This window comes from Brevibacillus sp. NPDC058079, from assembly GCF_042885155.1.
Taxonomy (GTDB): domain Bacteria; phylum Bacillota; class Bacilli; order Brevibacillales; family Brevibacillaceae; genus Brevibacillus.
On record NZ_JBHVSO010000019.1, the window covers coordinates 35,863 to 56,333 of the forward strand.

Annotated in this window: 16 protein-coding genes; 1 reads left to right on the forward strand and 15 read right to left on the reverse strand. The window is 49.1% G+C overall.

Going from position 1 to position 20,471, the window contains the following annotated elements; genetic code table 11:
- Positions 1 to 16 precede the first annotated feature (16 nt).
- The 3 genes from ACFVS2_RS31685 to ACFVS2_RS31695 form a co-directional block, all read right to left on the reverse strand.
- The gene (locus tag ACFVS2_RS31685; protein ID WP_390240496.1) at positions 17 to 211 is read right to left on the reverse strand and encodes a hypothetical protein; all 195 of its coding nucleotides are present in this window, start codon (positions 209 to 211) and stop codon (positions 17 to 19) included.
- Positions 208 to 1,392 carry an ArsA family ATPase gene (locus tag ACFVS2_RS31690; protein WP_390240498.1) on the reverse strand — a complete coding sequence of 395 codons (1,185 nt, stop codon included), beginning with the start codon at positions 1,390 to 1,392 and terminating at the stop codon, positions 208 to 210. The genes ACFVS2_RS31685 and ACFVS2_RS31690 overlap by 4 nt, the downstream gene beginning before the upstream one ends.
- Positions 1,393 to 1,468: 76 nt before the next feature.
- Positions 1,469 to 1,945 (reverse strand): MarR family winged helix-turn-helix transcriptional regulator, encoded by a 477-nt coding sequence (locus ACFVS2_RS31695; RefSeq protein WP_390240500.1) that lies wholly within the window; start codon positions 1,943 to 1,945, stop codon positions 1,469 to 1,471.
- Positions 1,946 to 2,090: 145 nt separating this feature from the next.
- Between ACFVS2_RS31695 and ACFVS2_RS31700 the strand changes: the two genes are divergently transcribed.
- A complete protein-coding gene (locus ACFVS2_RS31700; protein ID WP_017252179.1) occupies positions 2,091 to 2,279 on the forward strand; it encodes an H-type small acid-soluble spore protein in 189 nt (62 codons plus the stop codon).
- A gap of 62 nt (positions 2,280 to 2,341) precedes the next feature.
- Here the strand turns inward: ACFVS2_RS31700 and ACFVS2_RS31705 are convergent, their stop codons facing one another.
- The 12 genes from ACFVS2_RS31705 to ACFVS2_RS31760 all read right to left on the reverse strand — a co-directional run bounded on the left by ACFVS2_RS31705 (position 2,342) and on the right by ACFVS2_RS31760 (position 20,323).
- A complete protein-coding gene (locus ACFVS2_RS31705; RefSeq protein WP_390240502.1) occupies positions 2,342 to 4,525 on the reverse strand; it encodes a polysaccharide pyruvyl transferase family protein in 2,184 nt (727 codons plus the stop codon).
- Between the two features lie 4 nt (positions 4,526 to 4,529).
- Positions 4,530 to 5,237 carry a glycosyltransferase family 2 protein gene (locus ACFVS2_RS31710; protein ID WP_390240504.1) on the reverse strand — a complete coding sequence of 236 codons (708 nt, stop codon included), beginning with the start codon at positions 5,235 to 5,237 and terminating at the stop codon, positions 4,530 to 4,532.
- A gap of 46 nt (positions 5,238 to 5,283) precedes the next feature.
- Positions 5,284 to 6,762: a glycosyltransferase gene (locus tag ACFVS2_RS31715; RefSeq protein ID WP_390240506.1), complete on the reverse strand. Its 1,479-nt coding sequence runs from the start codon at positions 6,760 to 6,762 to the stop codon at positions 5,284 to 5,286.
- A gap of 29 nt (positions 6,763 to 6,791) precedes the next feature.
- A complete protein-coding gene (locus tag ACFVS2_RS31720) occupies positions 6,792 to 6,989 on the reverse strand; it encodes a hypothetical protein (RefSeq protein ID WP_007715825.1) in 198 nt (65 codons plus the stop codon).
- A gap of 14 nt (positions 6,990 to 7,003) precedes the next feature.
- Positions 7,004 to 7,378, reverse strand: a complete 375-nt coding sequence (locus tag ACFVS2_RS31725; protein WP_390240508.1) for a DUF2642 domain-containing protein — start codon at positions 7,376 to 7,378, stop codon at positions 7,004 to 7,006.
- Positions 7,379 to 7,604: 226 nt separating this feature from the next.
- Positions 7,605 to 8,594, reverse strand: a complete 990-nt coding sequence (locus tag ACFVS2_RS31730; RefSeq protein ID WP_390240548.1) for an aromatic acid exporter family protein — start codon at positions 8,592 to 8,594, stop codon at positions 7,605 to 7,607.
- Between the two features lie 152 nt (positions 8,595 to 8,746).
- Positions 8,747 to 10,408, reverse strand: coding sequence for a YcdB/YcdC domain-containing protein (locus tag ACFVS2_RS31735; RefSeq protein ID WP_390240510.1), 1,662 nt, complete (start codon positions 10,406 to 10,408; stop codon positions 8,747 to 8,749).
- Between the two features lie 120 nt (positions 10,409 to 10,528).
- Positions 10,529 to 11,281, reverse strand: a complete 753-nt coding sequence (hemQ, locus tag ACFVS2_RS31740; protein ID WP_173618821.1) for a hydrogen peroxide-dependent heme synthase — start codon at positions 11,279 to 11,281, stop codon at positions 10,529 to 10,531.
- A 121-nt stretch (positions 11,282 to 11,402) separates the two neighbouring features.
- Positions 11,403 to 12,167, reverse strand: coding sequence for a glucosamine-6-phosphate deaminase (gene nagB, locus ACFVS2_RS31745; RefSeq protein ID WP_390240513.1), 765 nt, complete (start codon positions 12,165 to 12,167; stop codon positions 11,403 to 11,405).
- Positions 12,168 to 12,205: 38 nt separating this feature from the next.
- Positions 12,206 to 13,099, reverse strand: a complete 894-nt coding sequence (locus tag ACFVS2_RS31750; RefSeq protein WP_069848228.1) for a MurR/RpiR family transcriptional regulator — start codon at positions 13,097 to 13,099, stop codon at positions 12,206 to 12,208.
- Positions 13,100 to 13,243: 144 nt separating this feature from the next.
- Positions 13,244 to 19,798: a carboxypeptidase regulatory-like domain-containing protein gene (locus ACFVS2_RS31755; protein WP_390240515.1), complete on the reverse strand. Its 6,555-nt coding sequence runs from the start codon at positions 19,796 to 19,798 to the stop codon at positions 13,244 to 13,246.
- 159 nt (positions 19,799 to 19,957) lie between these two features.
- Positions 19,958 to 20,323: a YisL family protein gene (locus ACFVS2_RS31760; RefSeq protein WP_007715853.1), complete on the reverse strand. Its 366-nt coding sequence runs from the start codon at positions 20,321 to 20,323 to the stop codon at positions 19,958 to 19,960.
- Between the last annotated feature and the right edge of the window lie 148 nt (positions 20,324 to 20,471).

The window sequence follows — 20,471 nt, forward strand, 5'->3', positions numbered from 1 at the left end:
CTCCTCTCAAGTTGGCTTATTCTTTAGAAATGTTGATTTTATGAGCTCTCGGACGGTCTTGTTCATCCTGTAACGCATCGATCACGCTGTCGATCACTGACCGCGATGCGAGTAACCATTCTTTGCAGGCGTTTTTCACATGTCGCTCGGTTCCATGCTGCTCCATGTTCCCGAGAATCGTCAGCACCTTATTCAATCCAGTACGTCTCAATGCTGGGTAGCTCCTTCCCTTGCGCTAAAACGAATGATCAGCCGATCTTCCGCATACTTCGCTCCCGTAACCTGTCGTCCCATTAATACTCGTGGCAAGATGACTTTTCGCTTGTAGGCACCCGCATTTACGGTCAATTCATCCCCTGTTTGTGTTAAATCCAAGGCATCTTTATCCACAAAAGGAATCATCAGCTCCAAATGTAGCTCGCCGTCCACTTCTCGAATCAGTTCCGTTCTGCCCTGATAAAGCATGGCGGATGGGTCTTCTGTTCCAAAAACGATATCAGCCAATTCTTCTAGAATGGCTAGCCCAATCACTTCTTTTGGCATCATCGGTGCTTTCAAAATCGGCAGCGGCTGAAAGTTTTCCACGATTTCGTTCTCATACTTTCGTTGCAGCTCTCGCCAGTGGGCAAAAAATCCCTCTCCCGCTTCATCCGGAAGCACCCGATTCACGATGATGGCATCGGTATTAAACCCGAACAGATTCAAGTACGTAAATGAGCGCTTTGCTTCCGCAAGCACCATTTTTTCTGGGTTTACTACGATCCTCACTGATGTAATCTCCGGGTCCAAAACAATTCGTTGCATTTCCTCTAGCCCTCGAGCGAGCTGCTCGACACTGTCTAGTACATCATCAGAAGGAAGTTCTACTTTGTTGACGATCTTGGCCACTGGGCGAACGAGTTTGATCAGCTTGCGCTCCGTCGGAAAAATTTTCTCCAACCACCAATTCAATACGTTCGGATAACTGAGCAGACGCAGTGTTTCCCCAGTGGGGGCACAATCCACTACCAGGACGTCGAACTGCCCGCTCATGGCGTGTTCCTTGATCTGCAGCAAACTGAACAATTCCTCCATGCCAGGAAAAACGAGCATTTCCTCCGTTGTTATATCAGTCAGCTGTGCTTTGTCGAGCAGTGTTGTCAGCCATCCCTGTACTGCCCCCCAGTTGCGCTCGGTTTCCCGCAAGCTGTTTACTTCTTGGCCCCATAAATTTTCGCTGATTGATACCGGGTCTGGTCCGATCACAGTCCCCAATGAATCAGCCAAACTGTGTGCGGCATCCGTACTGAGTACGAGCGTCCTCTTTCCCTGCTTTGCCAGCTTAACAGCCGTTGCTGCTGCAACACTCGTCTTCCCAACCCCACCTTTGCCGGTGTAGATGATGATTCTCATCTCGACTCTCTCCTTCACGATCCATTTAATACGATTTCGTAGTAATTAGACAAAAAAAGAAGCAGGCTCGAACGGACTATTCCTCAATGTTGATCTTGATGGAACGAGCCTTTGTTTCACGAGGCTTGACAGGGTCTCCCTCCTGAAATACCTTGGCTGCCTTGAGTAATAGGGTAGTGAATTGCTCCATTTCTTCCGGTGTAAATGCTTCCTGAAGCCTGCCCAGCATCGTCAGCATCATTTGCTCCGATTCTTTTGCGAGCTGTTTGCCTGGTTGTGTCAGTGTGACGAGCTTCACCCGTTGATCCTCTACAGAGGTAGCCCTCGCGATGTATCCTTTACGTTCAAGCCGTTTCGCGATGCTGGTCATCGAACTAAGCGGCGCCCCCATCTCTGCAGCCAGCTCTGACATGGTCAAATCTCCGCGGAACAGCAATATGAGGAGTGTCGACAAATCAGAGCGAGTCAGTTTTTCTTCCAGCTGCATCGTATCAGACATAAAGGCAAACGGGCGCAAACCGGTTTTCAGAAAGAGGTCGTATAGTTGCTGCATACCGGTGACTCCTTTTAGTACGATTTCGTAGTAATTTCCCCTTCAATTTATTACATATTTTAGGGAATGTCAACAGGCGCAAAAAGTATACCTTGCTGGGTTGACGTACATATTAATGCTGTTACGAATGACAGGAGGAATTAAAATGAATAAACAGCGCGCGAAAGAAATCGCCGCTTCACCCGTTATGGCGAATGTTACCTGCGATGGAATACCTGTATACATCCAGCACATCGATGATGACAACGACATGGCGAGGATTTACCCGCTCAACCAGCCGGATCAGGAGATGAGTGTGCCTGTAGCCAGCTTGCGGGAGCACGGTGAGTACTGATTTTCATCCCTTTTCATGAATGAAGGAGGGGACCTGTAGCGAATCACAGGTCCCCTTTTGATTTACAGCAGACCTTGGATAAACGGCTGCTCCAAATTCTCCATCATCTTTTTTTGACTGGCTGTTATTTTTGCTGCGATCTGCTCCCTGCGTGCGATTGCTTCCCAGGTACAGATGAGAATTCGGTCGCCTAATTGTGGTTCGTCTGTTGAGACGAGGAGCTCTGGTAGATCCAAGGAGTAAGCGAAGTCGATACTTTTGATGCGATACGCTAAGCAGACGAACGGAACTCCGGCAGCGGCACTCAGCACATTGGCATGCAGCTTAAAGTTAATCGTCGCCTGAAAACCTTTCATCAGCTCCAGCATTTTTGAATGGTCGTGCAGCTCCAAGTCGAGGATCGTATGCGTCGGATCGCCGATTTTTTTGTGCAGTCTTTTTATGGCCTCCCGATCCGGTCCCCACATCGTCAGCAAATGAATATCGTAGCCTAACTTGATGAGCCTCTTGGCTGCATGCACCAGCGCATCCTCTACGGCGTTCTCGTTTTTCCCATAGATGCGATTATAGGATGTCCCCCAGTTGATACCAATGGTTAATCGCTTGCTTTTGTCTGCCTCTGCTGCTGATGATGCAGGGAGAAGCAGCATCCCCGGGTCTCCGCTGATCCATGCTTTGTCGCCTACTCCCGCTTGCTGAAGGTATTGAAGAGTAACCGGTCCTCGTACACCAAAGAACGTAGCGTGTTCGGCGATTTTTTTCAGCATCTGGCTCATCTTTTCGTTGCCTGTCATGAGCTTGGTAGTCAATGTGCCAGAGGAATCGAGCTGCACCTTATCCTGTGAGTCGAATCCGCTCCCCCAGATCCATAGCCGCTTTTTCTGTTCAACAGCACGATAAGCTACATCCACATAACCAGGAACGAGAAGCGAGCCTCCCCCCAAAACGACGGTGTCATATTCGCTTAAATCGTTGAGGTCAACCCCTGGCAGCGAAGGAATCACCTTGTATTTTGCTGGGTCGAGATATTTGCGGGACAAATCGTGAAATGCATCCCACATCAGTTCGTCACCCAAATTTTTGAACCCTAGCCAACCTACATACAAAACTTTTTTCATACTCGTCTGACCTCCCCCACTCTTCACTTGAGCGTAGATGGTAAGCAAGGAGGCACATTTCTGCGTGATATGAAAATTGGATTGGACCCACGCTCTTCCTAGACCTCCTATTTCCTTCAGTTGACTCCGGTCGCGGCATGCTTGACGCAGAGCACTGTCGATCAACTGAGGAGACGGCTTCTGCACAGAGGAATGGTCGCCGAAGTAACAGTCCCAAGCCAAATCGTAAGACGAAGGCGCGACCAACCCAACGTAGCCATGATTTCCGATCGCAAGCACAGGCTTTTCGCACGCCATCGCTTCGAGTGCGACCCTGCCTGTTCCAATCACCAAATCACTGATTGTGTAATACGGTCGGACATCGGTCTGCTCCCCCACAATGTGGATATAGGGCTGCCCTGCTGCTTTATTCAACGCTTTTGCCAGCTCATGTACATGAATGGACTGAGCACCCGAGCCCACCACCACGATATGCAAATTGGGGATTTCATTGCGCAACGTTTTGGTTGCTCGCAATACCATGTTGCACACCGTCGCTTTTTGCCAAGCCAGCCTGCTGACATACGTAACCACTGTGGCATCAGACGGCAAGGAAGGCAGCTTCACCATTTTTGCAGAATCAGGCCGGAATTCATCCACATCAATCCCATTGGAAATGAGTGTGGTTTTCACCCCTAGCTTTTCCCAGAATAGTTGGACAGGTTTGCTCACACTGATGACAGCGGAACAGAGCTGCGCCACTTTTATCGCTTCATCCTTTGGATAGTACGTGCCATGCAAGGTAAATACGACGGGTATGCCCAACTCACTAGCGGCAGTAGCGGCGAGTAAACCTGAAGGAGTCTGATGCACATGGACGATGCTAATGCCATGCTTCTTTATAACCCCCTGGTAACTCTCGATCAAATGCTGCCTGCCTACCGAGAGGGGTTCCCGTGCGGATTCGATTCGTTCAACCAAAAAACCTGCATCGACAAACTCTTGATAGAGGGGGCCGTTCCCGCCAGCATAAAACAGTTGGGCGCCCTTTTTTTGCAACGCTTTGCCTATGCTGAGAACATGTGTCTCGGTTCCGCCTGTCCCCAAATTATCCAGCACCATCAAAATGCGATCATTACTGCTATTCAAATTTTCACACCCCCTTTTTCCGATAATATTGCGCCGAACGCTGCTCAGCGTGGATTCGGTAATAGTACAACGCTTCTTCGATATTGTTGACGCCTGCTCTCGCATTCAAGGCTTTGGCGATAAATTCGTAGTCTTCTGCACCATCGATCCGACGAGTTGGGCCACCAACCTGATCAAACAAGCGCCCCCGAAACATACAGGTTCCGTGACAGACACAGTGTCCGCCGCTCCCATATACCTTGCGAATGTCATCGCCGTACCTGATCCATGTTGCAAGCTCCTTTTGTTCCGGGTGATCGGACGAAAATGCGTAATAATTCGTACCAACCAAATCAATCTGGGGATGACTTTTTAAATACTCAACCTGCCGCGAAAGGCGCAGGACATGAGAGAAATCATCCGAGTCCTGATTCGCGATGAACTCACCTCGGCTCATGTAGTGTCCGATGTTGATGGCACCCGCAAAGCCAACATTACGAGGGAGCGCATGAATCAGCACCCGATTGTCTTCTGGAAAATACCTTTCATTTTGTTCTAGCCACTCTCTGGCGATTTCTACCGATTGATCCGTCGAAGCATCATCAATCAGGACAATTTCCCAATTTTCATAGGTTTGCTGAAGGATGCTGTTCAGACACTCTCGTATATAAGCAGCCCTGTTGAAATTGGTAATGACGACACTAACGAGACCCTCTATTCGCTGTTTTGCCACTTTCATTCCCTCCTTCCAGTCTTCTTGTTTTCACATCGCATCCTCGCTACCGTCCTTTCGCCAGAAATTGCAAGGCTTCCACGTGGTCACCCACAATCTGTTCGACGGCAGGGGGCATTCCGGAGCTAGCGAAGTGTTTTTCTGGCCGGAGTCGGTTGGAGGTGAAGCTGTTCACCTGATGAACCAATTCCATCTTTACACCTGCCTGTGCGTATGCTGCTTGTGCTTTTGGCGGGCAAAGCAGTATGTGCCACCCGTGCGGAGCAACCGCTTCCCTGCGTAAGGCAAAGGGGACGGTCACCATAGACCCGATCCCCAAATCCTTACGATTCAAAGCCAAGTTGAGAGCTTGGCGACAAGCCACAAAGACGTTGTCTGGGCAAGGGTGATTCAAAAATGCGGAAACATCATTCAGGGCCACATCCACGCCGCACTCGCACGCGAGAACAAATGGGTACAGATCATTGGCGGTCATGATCATATCCGCATCGACAAACAGCAGAATGTCGCCTTTCGACAGACTTGCCCCAATTGCTCGTCCTGTGTCAACGCCCAATGCATATGGGAACTCTACGGTCGTCGCGCCACATTCACGGGCAAGCTGTGCTGTTTGATCAACCGAGCCATTGACGACCACGATAATTTCAACTGGCTCCAGTCGAAGAACTTCACGGATCACTTGCTGGATCGTCGCTGCCTCGTTAAGGGCTGGAATGATCACGGATACCGTTTTCCCACCGTAAAGAGTTGTTTGTCGCAAGGGCCTTTTCCCTACCTGCGTAACAGGCATACCACTGTTTTTACCGCTCACATTCTCTGCTATATCTCTTCGCCTGCCTCCATCGGACAGTCCGCCGCGAAAAGGAAGACGCAAGACGAGATCAAGCTGTTCGGCAATCACCAGCTTTTCATACAAAGAGAGCTCTTTGAGCAACGAACCGTGAAGCTGGGGCAAAAACAACCGATCTTCCGTTCCCATTCCAATCGTTTGTGTTGTAATGGATAGCCCGCTCACAACCGCCCGCTTGTGCGCTTGGACAGGCTGTGCCAACTGTTCCACTCCGATTTTGGAAAGTGCCTCTCTGGTCATCGCGTGAGGTGTGTCCAGCAAGGAAGCTTCACGCAGGTCAGAGCGACCGAAGAGGTTATTTACCAGCAGGGAAAAACTGTGGATGGGCCGTGGTTTTGTCATCCTCCTGTTCCGAGTATCATGCTGTGACAAAACGACCTGTGCATTTCCATATAAAACCGGGAACAAGAAGCGCTGCAATCCAGACAGCGAATCGATTTGCTCTTCGCCGAGAAAAAGTAGGACACTCCCTCTTGCATGCTTGGCAGCCTCTCTCCGCCATGCGAACAGATTCTCATCTGCTTCTGCAAGAACGACGCGCACACCTGAGCCAAGTTCCAGGGTCCTTTTCGAAATTACGATGATCTCCAGAGGTGCAAGCTGTTTACATGCGGCAATCAGCTTTGGCAGATGAGCTGTCCCAAGCATGGCAGGAATGAGAATGGATAGGGGCACTTGGCCCCTACTCCCATGCCGCCCCACCATTAGACGACGCGCACATACGTGATACGGTCCAGTTGAAATACCACTGTTTGACCACCGCCATAGCCTGGCTCACTTGCTGCACGCACGGTTAATGTCGAATTGGTCACGCCAAGCAACTCACCGGAGATCACATCGAATCCAATTACGACTTGTACACTATCGCCTATAAACGTTCTCAATTTCTGTACATAGTTCATTTGTCTTCTCCTCCTTACACCGCATGAACATAATTAATTTGTGTGAAACGAATCAGCACACGTGTGCCGCTTGACTCTATGATTTCGGCATAGTCCCGGCCAACCTCATCCAGGACCCCTGTAACACTCCCTGCATCTGTTCCCAGCTCGACTGTTTCATGCAAATAGCGCAGCAGCACTTTACGAAAAGAATCGCTTTGCAAATTACTGTGGTTTTCTTGCAGAAATGCGGCGAATTCCTCTGTGTACAGTTCTTTCCGTAGCGAACTCCGAATGGCATCTTCCTTGTCATGTCCGCATCCTTCGTCTGTTTGCTCCTTGCCCCAGACGAGACGCCGTAGTCCTTGAAAATACTCTTTCAACTCTTTTTCATTCACAATTAATTTCATCTGGTCACTCTCATCTCCTTGATCCTACTCTTTTGATTTATTTTTCGCCGCTTGTACACGGTATACAAGTAAGTTGAAAAACGTACTAGGACAACGGTGCAATTTTTTGATTTTAATGAAAAGTTCACGTGATTTTTACCGAAAAGCAAAAAAAGACTGCGAAAAGTATTCGCAGCCCTTCCTTCGATATTCTACAACTCTTTCATTGTTACGTACTGTTGCTTGTCTAACTCTTCGCCCCCTGAGCATTTTCGTCCCTGTTTTTGCCTAGCTCATGCTTGATGAACAAATAGCTCTCAATCTCTCGAAGGAGATAGAACAGCGAGGCACGCGTCTCGAATTCCTCTCGCGTTCGCGGCAAATCTGCTGCCTTGATCTCCTCTTGCATCACACGCAGTTGGTCGATAAAGCGGTAGGCGGTATTACCCGGATGTACCGAGTCGCTGATTCGCGCAAGAAAATCTGCGATCCGATGGCTCTCTGCCACCTGATTGTCCAAAGAAGAGACAATCGGCATCATGCGTTCCAATAACTCGAACTGCTTTTGCCGCATCACAAAATACTCGTAGTACGAATCGTTACGACGGCCCAATCGATTGCCAACATCTCGTGAGGCTAAGCGAATCGCCGTTTCCAAGACACCAGCTGTTTCGATCAATTCTTTCCCGTCCCAATCACTTTCCCCGTGACGCAAGTAGTAACAGAACTCCCGTAAGATTTTGCTGAACAGCTTCTCTACCTTTACTTGCATCCCTTTTAGCTCTTTATCGAGACTCGGCATGTACAGATTGACCAGTAGGGCTACGCCCACACCGATGACGAGCAATGCGACCTCATTTAGCAAAAGCATCCCGTCGATTCTCTTTGAAGAATACAGGTGCAAAAGCACAACCATGCTGTTGACGAAGCCTTCCTGAATGCCAAAACGAACCGCGAGCGGCAAGAAAAGCAAAATGAAAAGGAGAATGGCAATCGGCGTATAGCCCATAAGGGAAAACAGGCAGACACCCATTCCTAGACCCAATAAACTGGCCAGAATCCGATTCCACGCTGTCTGAAACGATTGCTTCACTGTTACCTGAATACACAAGATCGTAATGATCCCCGCAGAAGAAGCATACATCAAGCCTAACTGCTGGGCGATCAAAATAGCGATAGCCGTTCCAATGGCTGTTTTTAACGTACGATAACCAATTTTAAACTTGAGAAAGCCCAGTCTTGTTCCCCTCCGCTGTCAAAAATGCTTAGCTGTTTCATCTCACTATACTGTATCAAAAAGTACCGGGGAACCAAAGACAAGGTTTCGTTAATTTTCGCAGGAATGTCGGTGCGGGTACTCATGCGGTCTGGCTCGTGTCACCCACTGGGCTACTGCTTTCGTTCCCTGGTAAAACTGTGCCACTTGCCATCTGCTGTGACGAGTCCCTTCTCTCCAATATAACGATAGACGAGGAGCGGCTGTTCAAGCATCTTTTCTATTCCATAATTCCCATCAACTTTTGGTTGAAAGTAGGTGAGCATAAGCTTCTTGTTATCTTTGACCACTTTTTTCGCCGTATTCAGATCGATAACCTCTTCATTTTTTGGGGGAAGAGATGAATCACCCCAAGGTACATCGTTATACTCATAGTTATACAGATCCACTACTTCCCCTGACTCAGCGTCAACATCGACTTGAAAGATGGTATCATCTACCGGTATGCCGTTTATGAGATAGCCAAATTCGATTTCATACGGTTCATCGTTTTCCCAGATTTCTTTGATCCTTTTCTCTCGCGGAACGTAATCGACCGCATAAATTTTTCCTACCTGATCGGGGTAGAATGTTTGCACGAATTTTCGTGCACTCTCCTGTGCTTCTGACCAGGTAATACCCTTTTCAATTTTCTTGCTCGCTTCCTTGAATCTGATTTTTGCATTTAAACCGAAATAGACGAAACAGCCACTGTCGTCAATTATTATGTGTACAGTATCTGACTTTTTGCCATCCCCTGTTTGCAAAACATACTCGAAAAGCCAGCTCTTTTTATCCGATTCTGAACTTGATTCATTGATCTTGCCATTCAAATTGTATATTCCGGGGAGTTTTTTGATATGTTGCTCTGCTATTTTTTGCGCCTCGTCTTTCGTAATAAGCTTTCTTTCAGTGGTAGCTGGAGGAATCGTTTTCCCTAACGGCTCTATCTTCCTTTCTTTGGCAACCTGTCCGTACGAATCAAGCATTTTTCCTGTGATAGCATCGACAACTTGTGGGTCGATTCTCTGGAATTCATAAACGAGCTGGTATGATTCAGGTTCCTTACGAAAGTTGGACGCCATATTTTTGTACCAAAATGTTGGAAATGCCCCTTCATCCCATTTCTTTTCTGCTTCTGTTATCTCGATGACTTTCGAAGCATCTGGAAGTTTCCCCTCGGACCAGCGCCGCTCAAAATAGATCACTTCCCCATCATAGCCCACTATCAGTCGAAACCCATTTTCCAGAAAAGGAATCCCGTTTTCGATACGAGTAAAGTTGACATCTATTCCCGGTTTAGCACGCTTATAGAAAATGTCCGAATCTGGATATTCATTGGGCTTGGATAAACGGCTCCGTTCTTCTTCTGTCGCTACTTGCTTAAGAAATTGAGTCGCCACTTGGAACGCCTGATCTTCTGTAAGCTTTTTTTGATTTGCATCCAAGTCCCGTTCTTCCCCAATATACTCATATTTCCATATTTCCCCTGAAGTTGCATCCTGTTGCACACCAAAGCTTCTACCATTTTCTTTATTCCATCTGGTATACCATATTGATTTTCCCCATAACATTTCAATGCCGTCTACGAATTGGGCATCTCTCAGATTATACTCACCCAGAATCTTCAACTGCTTCTGGGCAAGTGCGATGGCTTCTTTTTCCGAAAGGGTCTTCTCAGCCGCATGTACAACTGGCGCCAGATTTCCTCCCCCTACTGGAGCAAATACAGTTGTCATCAAAAGGGTAGATGACACTCCTAGTGAAAGTCCCCACGATGTAGTACGTTTTATCACAAATCAACCTCTCCTCTCCATTCACAAACTACCTAATTTTACCATTTTTGAATAACAAAGGCTCAAATAAAAAATCCGCCAATGCGACTACCTCGCACAGCGGATTTTTGGGGATGTTGATTATACTTCCAGCTTTTTCGCCAGTGTTTCTACGTTCAAAACGTTTCCTACGAGGAAGTTGCCGAATTCACCGAAGCGCGCACTCACTTCATCAAAGCGCATTTCGTAAACGATATGCTTGAATTCCAGCGGATCGTTGGCAAACAGGGTAACGCCCCACTCCCAATCGTCGAAACCAACGGAGCCACCGATGATTTGCTTCACGCGGCCAGCGTAGGAGCGACCGATCAAGCCGTGGGAGCGCATCATTTCTTGGCGCTCCTGCATGGAGAGCATGTACCAGTTGTCTTGCAGATCACGCTTTTTGTTCATTGGATAGAAGCAAATGTGCTCCCATTTTGGCAGGATCGGATAGAGGCGATCGCGCACGTGTGGATTCGCTTTTGGATCTTCACCTGGGTTATGTACATAGTTGCTGAGCTCTACTACGGATACATACGAATAAGGAGCTTCTGTATAGGCAGCAAAGCGGGTTTTATTGAACGCTGTTTTGATCTCATCGAGTTCTTGCATGGTAGGACGCAGGAACATGAACACGAGGTCTGCTTTGTGTCCGAGGATGGAGTAGACAGCCGTGCTGCCTTGGTTCTCGCCCTCATTCGCTTCCCATGTGCGGATCAATGCATTCAGCTCGTCCAACGCTTCTTGGCGTTCTGTTGCGGACGCTGCTTTCCACTTTTCCCAATTGATGGTGCGGAAATTATGATACGTATACCAACCTTCTAATGTAAGCAACGCTTCGTTTGCGCTCATTCTAAATCAGCTCCTTTGAAAAATCTGGTGACCTTCTTGCAACATTCCCAGTATAGCATAAGGAACAAGTGCGTATTCGGAACAGATTGGTGAACAAGAAAAATGAAAACCAAGCGGTGCATTAGCTGCCGCTTGGTTTGGTTCCTGCCAGTACAGAGGTTGTCAGCTTGCTCGCTGCTTCCTGATCCACAATCACTGTTACATTTGGATGCAATTGCAATAAGGAAGCTGGTACATCTGCCGTAGACTCACCCTCCAGCATCAATCGCACTGCCTCTGCCTTTGCCTCTCCACTTGCGAGAAGTACGACTTTTTTAGCGCCAAGAATCGTCTTGATCCCCATGGAAACTGCCTGAGTCGGAACCAGGTCCACACTATCAAAATAGCGGGCATTTGCTTCGATCGTACTGTCAGTGAGCTGGACCACGCGTGTCAATGAGTCGGCAGGGGAGCCCGGCTCGTTGAAGCCAATGTGGCCGTTATTGCCGATCCCCAGCACCTGGATGTCGATCCCACCTGCCAAACGAATCGATTCCTCATAGCGTGCACACTCTGCCAAATGATCTGTCGTATTCCCAACTGGCACATGTGTTTTCTCCGCAGGAATGTTGATGTGATCGAACAAGTTTTCTTGCATATACGTGCGATAGCTTTGCGGATGAGATGAGGAAAGTCCGACGTATTCATCCAGATTGAAGCTGCTCGCTTGCGAAAAATCGATGCTCTCCGCTTGCGACAGCTTGATCAGCTCACGGTACATCCCTACTGGCGTGCCTCCGGTTGCAAGGCCAAAGACAGTCTTCGGATTTGCTTTTACTTCACTTACGAGCATTTCAGCAGCTTTTCTGCTGAGCTCTGTGTAATCTTTCACGATCACGAGCTTCATTTCCAACCACTCCTATTCAATATAAGTTCAGAATGCTTTTAGTATTTTCTCTCCAGTACAGCCTTCGCTGTTCTCTCTTTATATAAAAGGGCCTTTTCCTTGTTGCGCATCGTTATTGTCGTACTAATGACATCCAGTACATGCAGCTGTGCAATTTTTGCTGCGAGAGAGCCTCCCTGCAACGGTCCTTCTTGCGCTGCGGTCAGAAGCGTAATGTCCGCTACATTCGTAATCGGTGAGCGTCGATAGTGCGTCAGGCAAATGCAAGTTGCGCCTGCCTGCTTGGCGACTTTCAATGAATCGATAGTGTCTTTCGTACTGCCTGATACAGACAACCCGATCGCGACATCCCCCGGTCCCAGAGTCGCTGCAGCCATCGCTTGCAGATGCGATTCATTAAAAGCGTCCACTCGAAGCCCGATCCGCAAGAACGTGTACTTGGCATCCTGAGCTGTTACCGCTGACGTACCTACCCCATAAAAATGGATCGTGTTCGCTTTTTGCAAAAGGTCAACACAACGCTCCAGCTGTTCGATCTGAAACAGGGCCGAGGTATCCCCAATCGCCTGTTGATTGGTTGCGGTTACCTTGTGCGTGATGATGTCCAGCGAATCGTCTTCTCCTACTTCGCCATGCAAGTTTTTGACTGGATTGACCAATTCCTGCGCCAATGCCAGCTTGAATTCCTGATAACCATGAAAGCCTATTTTCCTGCAAAATCGCAAAACGGTCGTCTCGCCCACTCCCGCCTTTTCGGCAAGATCAATCACCGATGAATAAATCACGCTGTCTGTCTGCTGTAAAACGATATGGGCAACCTTTTGCTCCGATTTCGTAAAGGAGGGAAGGAGACTTTGAATATGCAAAAGCGTATTTGTCTTCGTGATGGTAGCTGTCAATGGATGGGACAGCTCCTCTTGCTGTTTCACCATATGGCTCGCTCCCCCTTGAATATAAGTCATGATTTCACAGTTGTTTTTACCCAAAACAAAATAGCTGCATTTCTACAGCTATTATATCAAAAAAGGAGTTCTCCGCCATATTTATTATTTTTAGTGGAGCGTTTCTCCAAACTGTCAGAATGGGGTAAACAAAATGGTCGGACATGTTGCGACCCGAAAAGATCCGCTCATTGCTGCTGGAAGCAGAGCCAGATCGAGCGTCACGATTTCCCCTGCACCCAGCGTCACTGTCCCTCTCGCTTCTCCACTCCCCATCGCATTGGCTACAACCAAGTAGGTGCCGGGAGCAAGACCAGTCACCTTGTACCTGCCGAAGCTGTCTGTTTGGACGACCACAGTCGTTCTGTTTGGTTGATTCACCGTTTGCACATACACGGTCGCTCCAGCAACTGGCAAACCTGTCAAACCGGATCGAACCGTTCCTTGTATCGTACCCGCTTGAGAAAGGCGGATGATGATAAAGGTTGTTTGGTTCGGCAAAACGACTGCTTCTGCCTGACCGGTACCAATTCCCGGGATGGTCCCGATAACGGTATACGTACCCGGAGCCACATTGACAAAATGGAATGTTCCATCCGGCTCAGCCAGGATATTTTGCAGGCGAATCTGGTTTGAATTGAATAGGGACAATTGAATATTGTTTCCGCTGGCTTGACTTCCGTCTGGCAAGAGGACAATCCCGGATATTGTTCCGACGAATGGCAATAGCTCAACTGTCGCCACGGTCGTCTGCCCGCTTGCGACCGTAACTGTACGGTAATGTGTACCGAAGCCATCTGCGCTTGCGATGACATTGTACTCTCCAGCCGTCAAGCCATTCACCTGGAATTGCCCACTCTGGTTCGTAACGGTGTTGGCAACAAACAAGCCGTTAGAAAACAGCTGAATCGCAACAGCCGCCCCTGTAATCGGGAGCCCCGTCAACTGATTGGTCACCTTCCCGAAGATGTTGCCTGGTAGAGGAGACATCGTCAGAATGACTCCACTAAGTGTCTGTCCAGCAGTCACGGTGATGCTTTGCGTTGCCGCTGCGTAGTTGTCTTCACTTGCGCTTATGAAATACGTTCCTGGCGGCAGATTGCCAACAGCGAAGTTGCCCAGGTCATCTGTAATCGCACTGCCGAACAATGTCCCGTGTGAATCCTTTACTTGTATCAATGCATTGGGAACAACTCCTCCACCAGCAGCCTGTACCTGACCTGTTACAGTAGCCGGAAAAGGAGGGAGCCCCACTTCAATCGTAGTGGTCTGTCCGGAAAAGATCGTCGCACCCACAGGCTGGGTGGTGTAGTCTTGAGCGCTAATTGCAAGTGTATAGGTTAAGGGAGCCAAGCCGTCGATTTTAAACTGACCGAGACCGTCCGTAATCGTCCGAGACAACAAGTTGTTTGTGCCTGGGAAAAAGATCAACACTTCCGCCCCTACCAGTGGCGTACCATCAAGCGCATCCCTGACAGTGCCCTGCAAAACACCAGGATTCGGGTCCAGTGGGATATTGACTGTAGCTGTTCCACCAGGTGCTACATCAAAGGAGACACTTTCCCGCTGATAGCTTTCGTTCCTTGCCAAAATGGTGTAATTTCCAGCCACAAATCCATCCATGAAGTATATCCCCTGAGCGTCTGTCTGGGTTGAAAAGAGGATCGTGTTATTGTTGCCTAGCAAGCGAACGAGCGTATTCGGCAAAGGATTGCTGAGAAGGGCGTCACTAATTTCGCCTGTGACACTTGCAGGCAGATTCGGCAAAGAAAAGTCAAGACCGGTAGTCGCGCCCAATCCGACCATAGCTGTTGAAGCCTCAGCAGCGAATCCCGTAGCACTTCCGATAAGTGTATAGGTCCCAGGAGTCAGTCCACTCACCATATACTGACCCTGCGCATTCGTCAGGACAATAGCCAGTATCGTTCCAGACGGACTTCCCTGTCGAACAGTAATGACCGCACCGGCAATCGGCAAGGCCGTACCTTCCTCTCGCACTGTACCAGCTATCCCACCAGGCAACTCGTTTAATGCAAAGCTTAATACGGACGCCGCCCCTGCTTGTATCTGTGCGCCAGCTACATCGCTTGCATATCCAGTTGCATTGACATTGACGGTGTACCCTCCAGGGGCCAGCCTATCAAGCGAAAAGTTACCAGTTGCATCTGTCAGTACGGAACCCACAGCGGCACGGGTGCTGTCGAAGACGATTACCGTCGCGCCAACGATCGGCAAGCCCGTCTCCAGATCAGTCACAACGCCGGATAAACTGCCGGGATTGGGAACTAATGCCTGCTGAAAGTTGGTGGTAATACCTCCTTGCAAAATAACGGCCTGCGAGACAGATACAAAATTCGGCGCAGAAACGGTTACATTTACGACACCCGACGGAAGCTTCTCAGCCAAAAAATTGCCTTGATCGTCTGTCAATAATTGAGTAAGCACAACACCATGGTTATCCGTAATGAGCACGGTGCTTCCTGGAATCCCGAATCCCGTCATCTGATTCGTCACCACACCCGAAATAGCCGCAGGCAAGTCAGGTAAAATGACAGTCGTTGAAGTTGCCGTATTGGCCGTCACGATCACACCAATACTTCCTACGGCATAGCCAGGCGCTGACGCGATAACGGTGTAAACGCCGGGAGAGACACTCCCAATGAAAAATACACCCGATTCATTCGCGAGCAAGCTCTGTATGACGGCTTGATTGCTATCCATCAGCTTGATGTTGATTTCGCTTCCTGTAACAGGAACACCCAAGCTGTTTATGACACTGCCCACGATGGACCCAGGCATTGGCAAGAGCGCCACACTTGCCCCCGTTGTTTCTCCACTGACTACATTGGCCCCTACTGATTGATCCGCATAGCTAGGCGCACTTACCGTGACGGTATAGGCACCCGGCAACAGATGTTGAATCAAATAGCTGCCCGTCTGGTCGGTACTTGCTGTAGCCACTACATTTCCGTTACTTATGGAACGAATCAGTACAACGGCGCCTGCAATGAATACCGCGGGATTCGTCGCGTCCGTCACCTGTCCACTAATCCCGCCTGCATTCGCCTCAAGAGTAAAGTCTACTCCGGTCTTATTTTCGCCGGGTCCAAGTGTAACACCAACCGAGCCTGTAACATATTCCGGGGCACTTGCCACCACGACAAATGATCCTACAGGCAGGTTGCCAATTGTATAGGCACCGTTTGAATCCGTATAGCCAAAGCCTATTGTCGTCTCATTCAAATCTAGAATACGGACCACGGCATTGACAATTGGCTGCATACCCGTGTCTTGCACCGTTCCAGAAATACTGCCCGGATTCGGGATAAGCGTAAATGAAACGTTGGCCGTCTGCCCAGGCTGTACGATCGCCCCAACAGATTGAACAGCGTAGCCAGGAGCGGTAGCTATAAGGATATAAGAGCCTGGTGCGACCCCTGAAAATGAAAATGCCCCGTTCCCATCTGCGATGACAGTACCGATCAACAAGTTATTGATATCAAACAATTGAATGGTAGTTCCCGGTACGACAGGTGCTACTGTACCACTAATAAAACCGAAATCCTGATTGAGCTGAAGCTGGACAGGAGTAGTTGTATTCGCGAATACAATGGCTCCGACATGATTGGACTGAAAGCCATCCGCTGAAGCACTGATAACGTATTGACCTTTCGCCAAGCCGGTGATAACAAAGCTACCTTGACTATCGCTGTATACTGAATGCACGACGGAGCCATTGAAATCGAGTGCATTTACTTGTGCACCAGCAATCGGCTGTAACGTCCCTGCAGCAAGCACCTGTCCTTGGATCTCGCCAGGACTCGCAAACACCGCCAAGCTGACAGGCGTATTTGTGTTGGCAAGTACAGTAGCGGAAGCACTGTTCGTTTCATAATTGGTTGCACGGGCGGTAATGGTATAAACTCCGGGTGTAAGCCCTGTGATCCCGTAATTTCCCGACAGATCGCTATTTGCATGGCCGACGATTGCCCCTGCTTGGTTCAACACGCTAACCTCTATCGAAGCACCTGTTATCGGCAGTCCCGAGATAGCATCAAAAATCGAACCTGATATGCTTCCAGGCAAGTCTGCCAGCTGTACATTCACCGTTGTTGTCGTCAATGAGGTGACCATTGCTCCTGTGATCACTGTCGTTTTATTCGGAGCAGATACGATGACAACATACGCCTGCGGTAGCAAATTAGGTACCACATACTGTCCGTTCCCATCAGTCAATACAGTAGCGACAACAGCACCTGCTGCCGTATTTTCCCTAATGATGACAGTGGCACCCTGAATCGGCTGATTGCCGCTGTCGACCACCTGTCCTGCGATTGATCCCGGAGAAGCTTGCAGGACAAAAGCAAGGGACGCTATTTCCTGAGGCTGCACAGTTGCCCCCAACACAACAGTGGAATAACCAGAAGCCGAAGCGGTTACGGTATACGTGCCTGGGGCCAAGTGCGGGAAGGAAAAGGTGCCAGCGCTGTCGGTAATGGTCTGCGCGACAGGAACAATTCCCTTCATAACAATGACAGCGGCATTACCAAGCGGATTGCTCCCTGTGTCCGAGACAGTCCCATTCAATACTCCTGCCAGTTTTTCCAATTGGAGGTCAACCGGTGTAGTTGCTCCAGCAATGATTTCTATCCCCACTGTTTGGCCCGCATACCCCTCTGCAGCAGCCGTAAGGATATAGGTTTCCGGCCCTAGCAAGGATAAAGAGTAGTCTCCATTCGCGTCGGTTAATGTCTCTCCTACAGCAATTCCTGAACGAGTTACCACCTTGATGCTCGCATTCGGGATTCCCTCACCCGTTTGCGCATCGGAAATGGTTCCACTTACCGTTCCAAATGCAGTCGTCAAAGAAAAATCAAGTACTTTGGCATCGCCCGCTTGCAGGCTGATTCCAGCTAATTGTGTGGAAAAGCCTGCGGCACTGACGCGGATTTGATAAACACCCTCTGCGAGCTTGGTCAGCAGATACGTGCCAGCTCCATTTGTTGTCGTTTCCGTCAGCGTAATACCTGTCTGGTTCAGCACTTCCACCAATGCCCCAGCAATCGGTATGCCACCCGGCCCTGTCACCAGACCAGATAGCTGAGCAACTGATGTTTGGAGCACTACATTTTGTGTAGTCGTCTGTGCTCGAATGACATTGATCGCGACTGTGGCTGGCTGGAATGTATCCGCACTGACTGCAAGCGTGTAGGCACCCGGCACGACATTGGTAAACTGATAGGTCCCCCCTCCCCCTGTCACTGTCTGGTTTACGGTCACGCCTGTCGTATTAATGAGCTTTACCACTGCCCCTGCTATGGGTGCCAATCCGGTATCTGTTATCGTCCCATTCACTTGACCCGGACTCGGAGGAAGCAAAATGTCTGCTCTTGTGGTCTGCCCTGCCAAAACGCTCACGAACTGGATTTTGGGGTCATAAGTTGGCGCGGTCACCGACACAGAATACAGACCAGGAGCCAATCCAGTAAACGAATAGGCACCATCTGTGTCCGTTGTCGTCGTACCGATTAGTACGGGAATCGAATCATACAGCTCGAGATGCGCACCTGCCACAGGCAAGTTCGTGGACTGGTCAAGCACTACGCCAGCAACACTTCCAGCCAAGTTAACCGTGATGACAATATTATCCTGAACAGGAGAAAGCATTCCGCCAGAAAAGCTGTCTACGCCCGTGACTGTCGCTGTGTTTAACCGCCGCGTTCCGCCTGGAGAGACCGCGAAAACCCCATTGACCGTAAATGACAAGCTGGCAGTAGAACCAGCAGCTAAATTGCCAATCGTCCAGCTGAGCACCTTGGTGAGGGGATTGTAGACGACAGAGCCGATATTTGTTGTGTTTACCGTAAAAGCCGTTACCTGATCCAGCTCGATCAAATCGTTGACAACGACTGTCGTTGCCTGGCTCTTCCCGGTATTGGTGACAGTGATCGATCCCGTCCATTGCGATAGTTGTCCTGTGGTAACGACTGCCGGTCCTGCTGTTAGCTGCTTGTCGATTGCGAGACTGGCCCGTACGTCTCCCGTCGCTATCGTAGTCGTATTGCTCAAGGAATTGACAAAGCTAAAGCCTTCACTGGTCCGCAGAGAGTCCTTGTTGTAATTGTTGTCATTGGTAGACGTAAACGGAAGGAAACGAAGGGAGGTAAGAGAGGTAACACCGATCGTTGAAAAAAACGTAGCAGCCGACATGACGAGATCAATGAAGTAATCAGGATTGCCGCTAAAATTTGAACCGTCATTCGTCAGCCGCACACGAGCGGTGTCAAAATTGATAATCGGCGCTTGCCAGTTGGGCGCTCCACTGCCGTTTGTGCCCTCTGCCGGATCGTTCCAGGAGTTAAATTCAACAACGGTGTTTTGAATCAAGGCAATACGGTTGCGCAAGCCTTGCACGCCCAACATCCATTGGTATGTGCCAGCCACTCCCGTTGTATTGATCAAATATCCCCAGGCAAAATTTTGAAACCCTGTTTTTTGCGAATTTCTTGGGTCTTCATTGACTCTCATCCGAAAGTAGAGATTCGTTCCATCATACGCCAAAAAGGCAACGGGAAACGTAGAGTTTCCTACCATGTCGGCAGAGCCGGGACTTTCATCGTTTGGGACGTCTCCGAATGGACTTCCGCCGAGTGTAAACGGGATGAATTGACTGTCAGAAGGATAGGCCATTTTTCCTCACCTCTCCCCTCTAACATATGTGCATAGAGTAATATGGCCCCGGCCCTCCCTTTGCTAATTGGCTTGTCCGTGCCCGTCCCAACAAAAAAAGGGCTTTCGCCCGCAAATATTTCTTGCGAGGAAACCCTCTTCCTTCCTGTATTGCCTATCTTACATAAATACGCGATAGCCAAGCAGAATAACCAGCACCAAAACGACAATACAGCCGATGAAAAAGCCGATGCTGCCTTCTTGTCGCTTTGCTTTGCCCAAGGACATTTCCATCAAACCAAAGGCGATAACCGCGATGATGCCCTTCACGTAGTAATAGAAATCTGTTGCGTGACCCACGAAAAGCATCCAAGCTCCCGATACAAGAATGATGACCATCATGAGTCTGAGCAGCATATGTACGATCTTGCCTGCTTTTGCTTTACCCACGCGATACAGGATGTAGGCAACGATCAAGAGCACGAATGCGACTTCCCAGCTACCCACATGCGCTTCAATTAACGCTTTGTACGGCAAAAAATTCAACCCCTTTACTCCTAAATTCAATCTTGTCCATTATACCAGAAGAAGGGGAAAAATGCTGATGCCCCAATGCGTGGCAGTATTGTGACCAGGCTTTTTTGGGGGATGAAAAAGAGGCTGCCTGTGATCGGCAACCTCTTTTTTCTAGCAA

Coding starts and splice junctions, on each gene's coding strand:
- ACFVS2_RS31690 (WP_390240498.1), bottom strand. CDS start 1,392: ATGAGAATCATCATCTACACCGGCAAAGGTGGGGTTGGGAAGACGAGT.
- ACFVS2_RS31695 (WP_390240500.1), bottom strand. CDS start 1,945: ATGCAGCAACTATACGACCTCTTTCTGAAAACCGGTTTGCGCCCGTTT.
- ACFVS2_RS31700 (WP_017252179.1), top strand. CDS start 2,091: ATGAATAAACAGCGCGCGAAAGAAATCGCCGCTTCACCCGTTATGGCG.
- ACFVS2_RS31720 (WP_007715825.1), bottom strand. CDS start 6,989: ATGAACTATGTACAGAAATTGAGAACGTTTATAGGCGATAGTGTACAA.
- ACFVS2_RS31725 (WP_390240508.1), bottom strand. CDS start 7,378: ATGAAATTAATTGTGAATGAAAAAGAGTTGAAAGAGTATTTTCAAGGA.
- hemQ (WP_173618821.1), bottom strand. CDS start 11,281: ATGAGCGCAAACGAAGCGTTGCTTACATTAGAAGGTTGGTATACGTAT.
- nagB (WP_390240513.1), bottom strand. CDS start 12,167: ATGAAGCTCGTGATCGTGAAAGATTACACAGAGCTCAGCAGAAAAGCT.
- ACFVS2_RS31750 (WP_069848228.1), bottom strand. CDS start 13,099: ATGGTGAAACAGCAAGAGGAGCTGTCCCATCCATTGACAGCTACCATC.
- ACFVS2_RS31755 (WP_390240515.1), bottom strand. CDS start 19,798: ATGGCCTATCCTTCTGACAGTCAATTCATCCCGTTTACACTCGGCGGA.